9 protein-coding genes and 1 pseudogene are annotated in these 13,182 nt (G+C 70.5%); 7 read left to right on the top strand and 3 right to left on the bottom strand.

Annotated elements, in window-relative coordinates; genetic code table 11:
* Positions 1-98: 98 nt before the first annotated feature.
* Positions 99-878 (bottom strand): GntR family transcriptional regulator, encoded by a 780-nt coding sequence (locus ACWFR4_RS29645; RefSeq protein ID WP_453459921.1) that lies wholly within the window; start codon positions 876-878, stop codon positions 99-101.
* A gap of 204 nt (positions 879-1,082) precedes the next feature.
* On the opposite strand from ACWFR4_RS29645, the gene ACWFR4_RS29650 reads away from it, so the two are divergent.
* From ACWFR4_RS29650 to ACWFR4_RS29670, 5 genes are all read left to right on the top strand, one after another.
* A complete protein-coding gene (locus ACWFR4_RS29650; RefSeq protein WP_453655384.1) occupies positions 1,083-2,438 on the top strand; it encodes an MFS transporter in 1,356 nt (451 codons plus the stop codon).
* Positions 2,439-2,484: 46 nt separating this feature from the next.
* The gene (locus ACWFR4_RS29655) at positions 2,485-3,564 is read left to right on the top strand and encodes an alcohol dehydrogenase catalytic domain-containing protein (protein ID WP_453655385.1); all 1,080 of its coding nucleotides are present in this window, start codon (positions 2,485-2,487) and stop codon (positions 3,562-3,564) included.
* 2 nt (positions 3,565-3,566) lie between these two features.
* Complete coding sequence (locus ACWFR4_RS29660; protein ID WP_453655386.1) at positions 3,567-5,066, top strand: mannitol dehydrogenase family protein; 1,500 nt, start codon at positions 3,567-3,569, stop codon at positions 5,064-5,066.
* A 79-nt stretch (positions 5,067-5,145) separates the two neighbouring features.
* A complete protein-coding gene (gene manD / locus ACWFR4_RS29665; RefSeq protein ID WP_453655387.1) occupies positions 5,146-6,360 on the top strand; it encodes a D-mannonate dehydratase ManD in 1,215 nt (404 codons plus the stop codon).
* Positions 6,361-6,657: 297 nt separating this feature from the next.
* Positions 6,658-8,016, top strand: coding sequence for a M20 family metallopeptidase (locus tag ACWFR4_RS29670; RefSeq protein WP_453459905.1), 1,359 nt, complete (start codon positions 6,658-6,660; stop codon positions 8,014-8,016).
* A gap of 653 nt (positions 8,017-8,669) precedes the next feature.
* Here ACWFR4_RS29670 and ACWFR4_RS29675 read toward each other — a convergent pair.
* Positions 8,670-9,023 (bottom strand): annotated as a pseudogene (locus ACWFR4_RS29675) (FAD-dependent oxidoreductase); the annotation flags it as partial.
* A 159-nt stretch (positions 9,024-9,182) separates the two neighbouring features.
* Between ACWFR4_RS29675 and ACWFR4_RS29680 the strand changes: the two are divergent.
* A complete protein-coding gene (locus ACWFR4_RS29680; protein WP_453459899.1) occupies positions 9,183-9,776 on the top strand; it encodes a TetR/AcrR family transcriptional regulator in 594 nt (197 codons plus the stop codon).
* Position 9,777: 1 nt separating this feature from the next.
* Here ACWFR4_RS29680 and ACWFR4_RS29685 read toward each other — a convergent pair whose 3' ends face one another.
* Positions 9,778-11,823 (bottom strand): galactose-binding domain-containing protein, encoded by a 2,046-nt coding sequence (locus ACWFR4_RS29685; RefSeq protein WP_453459896.1) that lies wholly within the window; start codon positions 11,821-11,823, stop codon positions 9,778-9,780.
* 214 nt (positions 11,824-12,037) lie between these two features.
* Between ACWFR4_RS29685 and ACWFR4_RS29690 the strand changes: the two genes are divergently transcribed.
* A complete protein-coding gene (locus ACWFR4_RS29690) occupies positions 12,038-12,457 on the top strand; it encodes a hypothetical protein (protein ID WP_453655388.1) in 420 nt (139 codons plus the stop codon).
* The last annotated feature ends 725 nt before the right edge of the window (positions 12,458-13,182 follow it).

The raw sequence follows: 13,182 nt of genomic DNA on the forward strand, positions 1-13,182 counted from the left end.
CCCGGCCAAGCGTTCCGCCGGCGACCGCATCGAATTCACGGCCGCCCGCATCGACGTCCATCCCTGTGCGGTCCGAGCCGCCCCCGGGGTGAGTGATGTCAGGCGCGCAGCCCGGGATGGACTCGCGGGCGGGCCGGGGCGCTGCCCGGCTGCTCATGCGGATCCGCGAACAGCTCCGGATGGCTTGTCCTGATCGTTCCGATGTCGTCGAAGACGCCCTGAAGGTGTCCGCGCAGCGCGTCCTCCGCGCCCGCCGCGTCCCGCCGTTCCAGGGCGTCGACCACCGCGGTGTGCTCGTCGACCAGCGTCTCGATCCGGTGCGGCAGCGGCAGACTCAGTCGGCGGGCCCGGTCGAGGTGCGCCTTGGCCGTCGCCACCGTGCGCCACAGCGTGCGGTGACCGCTCGCCTCCATCAGGCGACGGTGAAAGGCCTCGTCCTGCTCGAAGAACACGTCCGCGTCCCCCGCCTTCAGCGCGGCCCGCTGTGCGTCGAGGATGGCGCGCAGCGCCGTGATGTCCTGCGCGCCGGACTTCGTCACCGCCTCGCGCAGCGCCGCCAGTTCGAGCGCCTCCCGCATGAACTGGGCTTCCAGGACGGCGTCGACGCTGATCCGCGAGACGAACGTACCGAGCTTGGGGAAGACGTCGACCAGCGACTCCTCGCCCAGCAGGATCAGCGCCTCGCGCACCGGGGTGCGACTGACGTCCAGCTCCGCGGCCAGCTCGTTCTCCGACAGGGGCGCGCCCGGCAGGAGCTCGAGGGAGGTGATGCGCGCCCGCAGCAGGGCGTGCACCCGAGCCCGGACGGACTCGCGCGGACGCGACGCCTCCGGTTCGACCCGTCGCGTCTTTCTCGGTTCCCGCCGCTGAGCTGCCATGACGCTCACTTTCTCACCTCAGCTGCAAGGTTACTTACATACAAGGCTTGTATGTAAGTGCGTACAGGGGTAGAAAATGACGCGGGGGTTAACGGACCCCCTGGCCACGCCCGTGTCCCTGTCCCCACTGTGGACACTCCTGTGCCCCGGTCTCGCGAACCGCTTCCGTCACGTCCGCACGTCCCCTCGACCGGAAGGTCAACGATGACCACCCGCTCCGTCACCGCGACTGAGGCGCCGGCTGCCCCGCCCGGCACCTCACTCCCCGACCGCCCGCGCGGCCGGGGGAAGAACGTCCGCTGGGGCATCGCCGTCCTGTGCTTCGGCGGCCTCGCGGTCAACTACCTGGACCGCTCCACGCTCAGCGTCGCGCTGCCGTCCATGTCGGACGACCTGCACATCGGTCCCGAGACGCAGGGCTTCATCCTCAGCGCCTTCTTCTTCACGTACGCGCTGTGCCAACTGCCCGCCGGGGCGCTCCTGGACAAGTACGGCGTGAAGCGGGTCTTCGCGATCGGCGCCATCTGGTGGTCGGTGGCCACCGTCGGGATGGGCCTGGTCCGCGGCGTCGGCTCGCTCGTCGGCGCCCGGATGCTGCTCGGCGCCGGTGAGGCCGCCGGATATCCCGCACCCGCGAAGGCCGTCTCCCGCTGGTTCCCCCGTCACGAACGAACCCTCGCCAACAGCGTCTGGGACAACGGCGCGCGCGTCGGCACCGCCATCGCCCTGCCGCTGGTGACGATGCTGGTCTCCGCGTTCCACTGGCGGGTCGCGTTCATCGCCTGCGGCCTGCTCGGCCTTCTGTGGATCATCGGCTGGTGGCGGCTCTACCACGAGCCCGCCGACCACCCGAAGCTGACCGCCGAGGAGCGCACCTACATCGAGGCGGGCGGCGCGCACACCGACGAGACGGCCGCGCAGGAGGCGGACGCGCCCGAGGTGCGCTGGCGGGACCTGTTCCGCTACCGGACGGTCTGGGGCATGATGCTCGGCTTCTTCTGCCTCAACTACGTCATCTACTTCTTCATCACCTGGTTCCCCAGCTACCTCGTCGACGAGCGCGGCTTCGACCTCCTCAAGCTCGGCTTCTTCGGCACGGTCCCGGGTCTGGTCGCCATCTTCGGGTCGCTGCTCGGCGGCTTCACCGCCGACCGGCTGCTCCGCAAGGGCTGGTCCACCACCAGGGTCCGCAAGACCTGCCTGGTCTCCGGCACGCTGTGCTCGTCCGTGATCGCCCTCACCGTCGTCGTGCCGACCGCGTCCGGCGCCCTCGCGTTGCTCTCCCTCAGCTACGCCTCGCTGACCTTCTCGACCGCGTCCGTGGCGTCGCTGCCCGCCGACGTGGCGCCGACCGCCGGGCATGTCGCCTCGCTCGCCGGCATCCAGAACTTCGCCTCGAACGTGGCGGGGATCCTCGGCCCGATCGTCACCGGATTCCTGCTGGCGTCCTCCGGAGGCTCGTACCTGGTGCCGCTCCTGGTGTCCGGCGCCCTGTCCGTCGTCGGCGCCCTCACCTACGCGTTCGTCATCAAGCGCGTCGAACCGCTGTCGGTGCGCTGACCCGCCCCGGCCCGCTCCATCCCCGTACGAAAGAGAGGGACGCCCCGTGGCCCAGTCGGTCGAGTCGGTCGAGCCCGTCGAGTCCATACATCGCGCCGCCGTGCTGCACGGCCCCAAGGACGTGCGCGTCGAGGACCGCCCGGTGCCCGAGCCCGGGCCGGGCCAGGTCCTGGTCGCCGTCCGTGCCGTCGGACTGTGCGGGTCCGACCTGCACTACTACGCCCACGGCGAGAACGGCCCGAACGTCCTGCGGCAGCCGACCGTCCTCGGGCACGAGCCGGCCGGCGTGGTCGTCGGCCACGGCGCAGGCGCCGACGACCTGCCCCACGGCACAGCCGTGGCGATCGAACCGGCGCACCCGTGCGGCACGTGCGCGCTGTGCCGGGCCGGGCGCTACAACCTCTGCCCGCAGGGCACCTGTTTCGGTTCACCGCCGACCGACGGCGCGCTCGCCGAGTATGTGTGCGTGCCGCGGGACTTCGTGCATCCGCTGCCCGCGTCGACAGACGTCCGGCTCGGCGCGCTGATCGAGCCGCTCGCCGTCGCCGTGCACGCAGTGCGCCGCGCCGGGCTCGCCCCCGGTCACCGGGTGCTGGTCACGGGGTCCGGGCCGATCGGTGTGCTGGTCGCGCAGGTCGCTGCGGCCGTCGGCGCCGGGTCCGTGACGGTGTCCGATGTGGCGGCCGAGCGGCGGGAGTTCGCGGCGAGGCTCGGCCTGCACACCGTGGACGCGGCCGACCTCGCGCCCGATCCGGAGCGGGCCCACGCGCTCGCCTCGCCGGACGGCTACGACGCCGTGTTCGACTGCTCCGGCGTGGGGCCCGCCCTGGTGTCGGGGATCCGCGCGCTGCGCCCCGGCGGCACCGCTGTGGTCGTCGGCAATCCGAGCCGGCCGCTGACCGAACTGCCGCTGGCGTGGATGCAGCGTCAGGAACTGTCCCTTGTCACGTCGTTCCGGTACGGGGCGGGGGACTTCGCGGCGGCGGCCGCGTTGGCGGACCGTGTCCAGCTGGCTGAACTGGTCACCTCCGCCTTCCCGTTGGAGCGGGCGGCCGAGGCGCTCGAGGTCGCGCTGAGCGACCCGTCGCAGATGAAGGTCCTGGTCGAGCCGGCGCGGGAGGCCTGACCATGACCTCGCGCACCCTGCCCCGCCTGTCCCGTACCGCCCTGCCCGTGGCCGGTCTGAAGCTGCCCCCGCCCCTCCCCGAACCCGGCATCGTCCATCTGGGCCTGGGTAACTTCCACCGCGCCCACCAGGCCGTCTACACGGCCGACGCCCTGCGCCACAGCCCCGGCCCCTGGGGCATCACGGGTGTCTCGACGAGCGCGGCACGAGGTCCGCGCCCGGTGCTGACCGGAATGGCGGCACAGGGCCAGCTCTATACCGTCCTCACCCTGCGCCGCGACGCGGGCGTCGCCGCGACCGTGCCCGGGGTACACCATCCGGGCCTCGTCGCCGACGGGCAGGGCGCCGAGGTCGTCGCCGCGATCGGCAGCCCCACCACGCGCATCGTCTCCGTCACGGTGACCGAGAAGGGGTACACCTTCGGCGCCGACGGCCGCCTCGACCTCGACGACCCGCTGGTCCGCGCCGACCTCTCGGGAGGCACGCCCCGCACCACCCTTGGCCTGATCGTGCGCGGGCTCCAGCACCGGGCCCGCACCGACGGGTCGCCGGTCACCGTGCTCAGTTGCGACAACCTCATGGGCAACGGGCACCGACTGCGCGCCCTCATCGACGAGTTCGCCGCCGCGCTGCCCGCCGCGGAACGCCCCGAGCTGCAGGCCTACGTCGCGACCTCGCTGACCACACCGAACACCATGGTCGACCGGATCGCGCCCGCCACCACCGACGAGCACCGTGACCTGGTCGCCCGCGCCTTCGGCGTCCGCGACTCGGTGCCGGTGCCCGCCGAGCCGTACCGGCTGTGGGTCATGGAGGACGACTTCCGCGCCGGACGCCCGGCGTGGGAGCACGCGGGCGCGCTGTTCACGAACGATGTCGCCCCGTACGAACTGATGAAACTGCGGCTCCTCAACGGCGCCCACTCGCTCCTCGCCTACCTCGGCCTGCTGCGCGGACACCGCTGCATCGACCAGGCGGTGACAGACGAACTCCTGGGCGGTGCTGTGGAGTTCGCGATGCGGGAGGAGATCCTGCCCACGGTCCCGGAGCCCGAGGGAATGCCGGGCAAGGCCTACGTCACCGAACTCCTCGAGCGGTTCGCCAATCCGGCTCTCGGCCACCGCACCGCGCAGGTCGGCTCCGACGGTTCTCTGAAGATCCCGGTCCGCTGGGCGGGGGTGCTCGCCGAGTCGCTGGCGGCGGGGCGTGTCCCGCGCGTCCTCTCTCTCGGCCTCGCCGCGTACGTACGCGTCATCACGGCCGACGACGCGTACGACGAGCGTGCGCTCGGCGCGGTCCACGACGGTGCCCGGTCACGCCTGGCCGAGCTCGCGGCCCGGGCGAGCGGCCCCGCCGACGCGGCCCGCCTCCTGCTCTCCGAAGGCGGCCTCCTGCCGCCGGACGTCGCTCAGCACCCCGAACTCGGCGATGCGGTCGCCGAGTTCGCGCACACGCTCGCCGTGCACGGCATCGAGGCCGCGCTGCGTTCCGCACTCACCTGATCCAGGTGCCGGCCGCCGAACCCGTGCGCCGGCCGGCACCTCCCCCTGCCCCGCGCCCCCATCGAGAAGAACGGCACCCATGGCCACCATCACCTCGGCCGAGGTCTTCGTCACCTGCCCCGGTCGCAACTACGTCACCCTGAAGATCACCACCTCGGACGGTGTCACCGGCATCGGCGACGCCACCCTCAACGGCCGCGAGCTGTCCGTCGCCTCCTACCTGCGCGACCACGTCTGCCCCACCCTGATCGGCAAGGACCCGGCCCGCATCGAGCAGGTGTGGCAGTACCTGTACAAGGGTGCCTACTGGCGGCGCGGCCCGGTCACCATGACGGCCATCGCCGCCGTCGACGTCGCCCTGTGGGACATCAAGGGCAAGGTCGCGGGCCTGCCCGTGTACCAGCTGCTCGGCGGGGCGGCCCGCGACGGCGTCACTGTCTACGGCCACGCCAGCGGCAACACGGTCCCCGAACTCCTCGACGACGTACAGCGTTTCCTCGACAAGGGCTTCCGCGCCGTGCGCGCGCAGGCGGCGGTGCCCGGTCTGGAGCGGGTGTACGGCATGCGCAAGGGCGACGGCGACACCTACGAGCCGGCCGACGGGGCGCTGCCCACCGAGGAAGTCTGGGACACCGGCGCCTACTTGGACTTCGTGCCGACCTACATGTCCGCCGTCCGCGAGCGGTTCGGCTACGACTTCCACCTGCTGCACGATGTGCACCACCGGCTCACCCCCATCGAGGCGGGCCGCCTGGGCAAGTCCCTCGAGCCCTACCGCCTGTTCTGGATCGAGGACCCCACGCCGGCCGAGGACCAGGAGGCCTTCCGCCTCATCCGGCAGCACACCACGACACCGCTCGCGGTCGGCGAGATCTTCAACTCGATCTGGGACTGCCAGCACCTGATCACGAACCGCCTCATCGACTACATCCGCACGTCCGTCTCGCACGCGGGCGGCATCACGCACCTGCGCAAGATCTTCTCCCTCGCCGAGCTGTACGGGGTCCGCTCCGGCTCGCACGGCGCGGGCGACCTCTCCCCCGCGTCGCTCGCGGCCGCGCTCCACGTCGACCTGTCGATCCCGAACTTCGGCATGCAGGAGTACATGGCCCATCTCCCGGGCTACGAGGAGGTGTTCGAGACGTCCTGGACGTTCGAGGACGGCCTGATGCACCCCGGCGACCGCCCCGGCATCGGCGTCGAGTTCGACGAGAAGGCCGCCGAGCGCTTCCCGTACGAGCGCAAGTACCTGCCGGTGAACAGGCTGCGGGACGGATCCGTGCACGACTGGTGAGGCGAGTGGCCACGGCGGCTGCCCGCCGTGGCGCCGATCCGCCCGGCGGCCGCTCCCGACCGGGACAGGGCACCTCAGGAGCGGGCGCGCCGTCTCCTTCATGGGCGGCGTCGTTCTTGTCGGGCTCGGCCATCACGGCCCTTCCGTCCGGGTGAGGGGCGAGTTGAGGGCGCAGCCGGAACTAAATGGATCCCATTGAACCCTATTGACATGTCCGTTGACGTGCCAATACCGTCGCGATCCATGGGTCCGGATGGATCCATATCCGAGGGCTGGATCCATCACGATGGTGGAGGCATGATGCACCGCACCCACGACCAGATCCTGACGGCCGGCCAAGCGGGCCTGGCCCACCTCGAGCGCAACGCCCGCTCGGCAGCCCGAGCAGCAGCCGCCGCTCCCGCACCGGCATCGCCGTACAAGGGGGCCCCGGAGCAACTCGGCGCGCGGATCGACTCGGCCGTCGAGGAGGACGGTCCTGAACTCCTCGCCCTCAGCCACGCCCTCCACGAGGACCCCGAACCCGGCTTCGAGGAGCACCGGGCGGTCTCCCGGATCGTGGCTCTGCTCGGCGCCCGCGGCATCGAGGCGGAGGTCGGCGTCCACGGGCTGCCCACCGCGCTGCGGGCGCAGGTCGGCGACGGCACGGGCCCGACCGTCGCGGTACTGGCCGAGTACGACGCCCTGCCCGGGATAGGACACGGTTGCGGTCACAACATCATCTGCGCGGCCGGCGTCGGCGCATTCCTGGCACTGTCCCGCGTGGCCGAAGACATCGGGGCGACCGTAGTGCTCCTCGGTACCCCCGCCGAGGAGAACGGCACCGGCAAGGAACTCATGGCGCGCGCCGGGGCGTTCGACGGGGTCGATGCGGCGGTGATGGTGCACCCGCTGGCCGGCGCCGACCTCACCGACGCGCCGTTCCTCGGGCTGCGCGAGGTCGTGGTCGAGTACACCGGTCTCGCGGCTCACGCTTCCGCGTCCCCGTTCATGGGTGTCAACGCGCTGGACGCGGTGGTCGCCGCGTATCAGGGAGTCTCCGCACTGCGACAGCACATCCCGCCCACCGACCGGGTGCACGGGGTGATCACCCAGGGCGGTACCCGGCCCAATGTGGTGCCCGAGCACGCCGCCGCGCACTTCTACCTGCGCGCCGCGACGGTCGAGGCGCTCGGTGAGCTGTCGCAGCGCGTCCAGCGCATCTTCGAAGGCGCAGCCGCGATGACGGGCACGCGCGTCGCGGTCCGCTGGGACGACTGCCCGCCTTGTCTGCCCGTTCGCTCCAACGACGCGCTCGCGGCCCGCTTCGCACAGCACCTCCGACGTCGCGGCCGGACCGCGCTCCCGGGCAGTGCGTCGCCCGACGCCGGGCAGGGCTCCACCGATCTCGGCAACGTCAGTGTCCGCGTTCCCGCCATCCATCCCATGCTGGCCATCGCCCCTGGTGGTGTGGCCCTGCACACGGTCGACTTCGCCGCTCTCGTCGCCGGCGAAGCGGCCGACCGCACCGTTCTCGACGCGGCCGCGACACTCGCGCGCACCGCCGCGGACTTCGCCGCGGATGCGGAGCTGCGTGCCGCGGTGGCCGACGAGTTCGCGGCGGCAGGGGGCGCGCTCGACGTGGAAAAGCTCCTCGACACGCCGCCGACCGTCTGACCCGCCCCTGTCTCAGGCCCAAACCCCTGCACCCCGCCGCCCAGTTCGCGGCGGCGGCCAAGCAGCACTCCGACGACCACGCGGCAGAGTACGCGACGACTGGCCCTGGTCGCGTCGGCAGACGTGCCGCCTCGGCCGCCTCGACCGCCTACACGCCGAGATGGACGCTTGGCGGGAGCCACGTCGGACGGGGCAGGCCGAAGTGCTCCTCGAGCATCAACTCGGCCTGGGTGAGCGCACCGTAGACCCACCCCTGCCCGATCGAATAGGCATCTCCACAGACGTACAGGTTGGCGTCGTGGAGCGGGTGGCGCGCATGCGCGGCATGACCTCCCAACTCTTCGCCCCCACCTGCCAGAAGTGGAAGGCCGCTCCGTACGGGTCCTGTACCCAGTCCTGGAAGTAGGCCGACGTCGGTTCGGGGATGCGGGCGTCGGGGCCGTGAGCTCGCGCAACTGGCGCTGCGCCTCGTCGACCAGTGTCCCCGGCGCCGCCGCGTCCATCGGCCGCGGCGGCCGGGTCACCGCCACCGGGGCGGGGCGCTGTGGCCGCTTCAGCAGTTCGTTCCAGAACTCCACGTCGCTGAGGTCGTTGTAGGAGGCCAGCAGCAGGGCGTTGCGGTTGGCCGGGTCGGCCCCGGACTGCTTCCCCTCGACGCCCCGGTAGTACGTCTGGCGCAGCGGCAGGTCGGTCACCGAGCGGCCCCTGCGCAGGCCGAGATCCTCCCACCACGGCCGGTCGTAGCCGAGGAAGAGCTTGGAGGCGGGCCTCGGGACGATCGAGCCGAGGTCGGACAGGAACTGGTCGCTGGCGAAGAGGAAGGTGTCCGGGTCCAGCAGCTCGATCGAGCGCTGGGGCATGGCCAGAACGACGTGGCGCGCCCGGACCGTGAGCGGCCGGCCGGTGGGCCAGACGGAGAGGGCAAGCGACAGCACCTGCTCGCCGTGGACGGTCTCCCGGCCGATCCGGCGCACCTGGTGGTGGAGGTGGAGGGTCCCGCCTTGCATCTCGAGCGGACGGGGTGAGCCCGTCGCACAGTCTCGGCGGGAGGACGTCCTGACGGGCCTGCACGGTCAGTGGGGCGAGGAGAACGCGGGGCCGTCACAGCGGCCCGCTGCGCCGCACCCCCGCGGCGTATGCTCGCGCAGGTCAGGGGAGGAGGCGCCATGGGGCGGATGCCGTCGGCGCAGCGACGCAGGCAACTGGTCGAGGCTGCTATCCGGGTCATGGCCCGCGACGGCGTCGCGAAGACCACCACGCGGTCCGTGGTAGCGGAGGCGGGCGTCTCGCTGAGCGTTTTCCACTACTGCTTCGACTCCAAGCAGGAGTTGCTCGAAGCGGTGATGGACACCATCTCCGAGCACTCCGAGTCGGACGTCCTCACCACGCTCACCCGCAGGCCCACCCTGCGCGAGACGATCCGCGCGGGGCTCCAGGCGTACTGGGACCACGTGCTGGCCAATCCCGGCGAGCACATGCTGACGTACGAACTCACCCAGTACGCCCTGCGGGAGCCCGGCTATGAGCATCTAGGCCGGCGGCAGTACGAGCGCTATCTCGCGGCCCACACCAAGGTGATCCGTCAACTCCCCTCAGTCCTGGGCGTGGAGCTGACCGTGCCCGAGCCCGCGGCCGCCAGGTATCTGGCCGCGCTGACCGACGGGCTCACCCTCAACTTCCTCGTGCTTGGCGACGAGGAGAAGGCGGGCGACGTGCTGGACGTCGTCGCGGACCAGATCCTGACGTTGGTGCGGGAGTAGCTCAGCGGCTGTACACCGCTGCCTCGTTGATCGAGTAGCCGTACTTGGTGGCGCGTGTCACGCCGTGGATACGGACGTACCGCGCCTGCACCGGGCTGAACACCGCGTTGTCCAGACCCCCGTCCGCGCTGTCCGTGGACCACACGGTCCGCCATGTGGTCCCGTCGTCCGAGACCTCGATGCGGTAGGCCCGAGCAGAGGCCCGTTCCCAGTCGAGGGAGACCTTGCCGACCGTACGGGAGCTGCCCAGATCGAGCCGCAGCCACTGGTCGTCCGACCAGTCGCTCGCCCATCTCGTGCCGGTGTCGCCGTCCACGGCCCGCCCTGCGGCGTAGCTGGTGAACGGGTTCCACTCCGCCGAGCTTGCGCTCGCCGGGGCGCCGGCTGCGAGGTCGGGCGCGGGCTTGTGGAGTTCGGTCGCCTTCCAGGTGCCGAGGTAGGACTCCGCGCCGCCTAGCAGGTCCTGCACCGTGTCCTTGCCGCCACTGAGCCGCATCTGCTCGATCCAGTCGGGCACCATGCCGACATGGGCCGCACCGTCGGTGTTGAAGTCCCAGGTGCGTTCGCCGGTTTGCTGCCGGTCGATGACGGAACCGCCGTCGGCGCTGCGGAAGGGGTACTTGACCGCGTTGGGGGCGTCTGGGCCGACCGGTCCCGGCCAGCCGCCGACACCGTTCATGTCGGTGCCGTAGCCGAGTCCGACGCCGTACTTCTGGCGCAGCGCCCTGGTCCCGGCGGACTCCTTGGCGAAGCTGTCGGCGCTGGACATGTACGAGGCCTTGAAGCCGCCGAGGCGGTAGACGCGCTCCAGCCAGCCGTCGTCCATCCAGCTGTGGCTGGAGAGCACGCCGGGGTAGTCCGCAGACTCCAGCAGGTCCAGGGTGCGGCCGGCCGCCTTGACGCTCATGTGGTCGACCTCGACCATCATGTTGCGCTTCATCAACCCCTTGACCGCGTACTCACCGAGGCGGGTCAGACCGCGGCTGTTGCACTGCGCGTCGCTGTCGTACGTGGGCACCTTGGTGCCTGCGGGGAGCAGCTTGGTCACCTCGGCCGGGGCGGCCGCATTGCCGGCGGGGTTGTCGTGCTGCGGACCGCTGCACTTCTCCGTGTTCCAGAAGGTGCCGGTGGAGAGGAACTGGCCGATGTCCACGGCCGTTCCGATGGTGCCGGAGTCCATCCGCACCCCGCACAGGGCGTTGTCGAACTTGTGGCACAGGAACATGCTGCGCACACCCAGCTTGTACAGCTCGTCCAGACCGCTGTCGATGTCGGCCTGGCTGCACTGGGGGACGTCGAGGATCTGCTTGCAGCCGAAGGGCTCCGAGGTCTCGACGCCCAGCACCACGGCGAGCTTGCCCTCCGCGACGACCTGGCGGGCCTGGGTGGAGTCGGTGACGATACGGAAGAAGCCCTTGCCCTTTCCGCCGTAGATCTTGTCGATGTAGTCCTGCATCTCGTAGGTCTTACGGGCCTCGAGACGGATGGCGTCCATCTCGTTGCAGCCGCGGTCCCTGACGTAGATCGAGCACAACAGGCCGTTGGTGACCAGGTCGTTGACCAGGATCCGCTGGCCGCCGCGCCAGGCGCGCTCCAGCCACGCGTAGTAATTCTGCTGGTGGCTCAGGGAGTTGTGGGCCGGCCAGTCCTTGAACGTCGGCCAGCCCACCGGGTCGTGGTGGCCGTCCGCACCGCCGGTGACGTTCTCGAAGAGGGCGAGCGAGCCGTCGGGATAGTGCTCGGGGCAGTCCTTGAGGGCGTCGGCGATGCCCTCTTCGGAGAACGGCTTGCCGCAGATGATGCGGCCACCGAAGCCCTCGTTGGACATCAGGTGATCGTGCGCGTCGATGAAGCCGCGGACCCGGCCCTGGCTGTCCGTGCCGTGGAAGGGTTCGCCGGTGACGTTGATCTGAGAGTCGGCGGCGGGCCGCGCCGTGGGCTCCCACCAGGGGGTGCCGGCGCCGGCGGCCGGAGGGGAGCCCACGCCGAGAGCCAGCAGGAGGGTGACGACGACGGCAAACAGGCCACGTCTGCGGAGGAGGGTCATCCGGGCTACCTTCGCTGTCCGGGATGGGCACGCGCTAACTTACTCGCGCGTAGGTCCCGTCGAGGATGGCGCCGACCTGACAATGAGTCAAGAGTCCGGGACGGATGACCTATTTGATGCATCGTCAGCTCAGCTGGCTGAAAAAGGCCCCTGCCCTGGCCGGAGAGAAGGGCCTGCTCAAAGGGCGGTTCTGGAGGACGCGCCGGAGGCCGAGATGGCGGAGCATCCCGGTGCCGAGCAAGGCGACAAGGCCGGGGCGGGTTCGGGGAACTCACGCGATGGCACCTCGCACAAGCGCGTGCCGGCCGATGTCGGTGCGGGCGAGAAGATTTCCGCCGTCGGCCGCTACATACGCGACGACCTGTCTCCTCGCCTCAAGGAGCTGACGTCAGTCCAGGCAGATGTCTTCGGCTGGGAATCCGCACATCGTCGCGACGCGCGCCGCCGCCCACGGAAGCGCTTCCAGCTCGCCGTGGATCTGATGACGTTCTGCGGGGCACCGCTCGCGGCCCTGGCCGTCTACTGGCTGCTCGGCCCGACACCGTGGCCCTTGCTTCTGTGCTCGCTCGCCGAGACAACCCTGGTCATCGGCTTGGCCGTCCAGGTCGTGCGCTACGCCGAACTCGAAGGCTGACCCGACCCAACAGCTTTGTCCCCGAGGCCGAGCCGATCGTGCCTACGCGTTGACGCCTGGAACGTCCACGGCGTCTACCCGGCGGGGGACGACGCTTCGCCAGGCGCACAGGGCGGCCGCCGATGCCCTGGCCCGGCGGGCCGGATCGAGGTAGAGATGAAGCCCGGCATCCGCCGATCGGCCTCACGCCGGACCCACGCGCCTTGAACAAGGGCATCGGCCACATTGCCGCCTCAGCGCACAACGCGGTTCCACGAGGCTGCCGAGTCTGCCCGTCAGCCGCGGAAAAGACTCCGGCAAAGCGTCCACCTGGGTATAATTCTGGGCTACCGTCCAGTCGATCAACCTCACTCGGACACGGGGGCAATTCCATGTCTGCCAGCATTTCGCGGAATTTACGTCGGCAGCTTCCAGAGTGCACATTCGAATCGGTAAAGGCTTGGCTGTTCGTGCCGGCCTTGGCCCTCGTAATGATATTCGCCGGCGGGTGCACAGACGGTAAGAGCAAGGCAACCCACTCACCCATGGCAGCTCCCCCACCCCCCTCATTTCCGTCCAGCCCCCCGGACTCCACGAAGTGTCAAGGTAAAGTTCTCGATCACCGGGACATCAAACACCCAGACCTCGGAGCGGTCCGCGTATTTCTGGTCCGGCGGACTGATTCCCACATCCCCAATGGGTGCGTCACAGCCGTCACCGGCAGCGGTCGTGCGGTGACAGAGATC

The sequence above is a fragment of the Streptomyces sp. NPDC055140 genome, from assembly GCF_053607285.1.

Coding starts and splice junctions, on each gene's coding strand:
- ACWFR4_RS29645 (WP_453459921.1), bottom strand. CDS start 878: ATGGCAGCTCAGCGGCGGGAACCGAGAAAGACGCGACGGGTCGAACCG.
- ACWFR4_RS29650 (WP_453655384.1), top strand. CDS start 1,083: ATGACCACCCGCTCCGTCACCGCGACTGAGGCGCCGGCTGCCCCGCCC.
- ACWFR4_RS29660 (WP_453655386.1), top strand. CDS start 3,567: ATGACCTCGCGCACCCTGCCCCGCCTGTCCCGTACCGCCCTGCCCGTG.
- manD (WP_453655387.1), top strand. CDS start 5,146: ATGGCCACCATCACCTCGGCCGAGGTCTTCGTCACCTGCCCCGGTCGC.
- ACWFR4_RS29670 (WP_453459905.1), top strand. CDS start 6,658: ATGATGCACCGCACCCACGACCAGATCCTGACGGCCGGCCAAGCGGGC.
- ACWFR4_RS29680 (WP_453459899.1), top strand. CDS start 9,183: ATGGGGCGGATGCCGTCGGCGCAGCGACGCAGGCAACTGGTCGAGGCT.
- ACWFR4_RS29685 (WP_453459896.1), bottom strand. CDS start 11,823: ATGACCCTCCTCCGCAGACGTGGCCTGTTTGCCGTCGTCGTCACCCTC.
- ACWFR4_RS29690 (WP_453655388.1), top strand. CDS start 12,038: ATGGCGGAGCATCCCGGTGCCGAGCAAGGCGACAAGGCCGGGGCGGGT.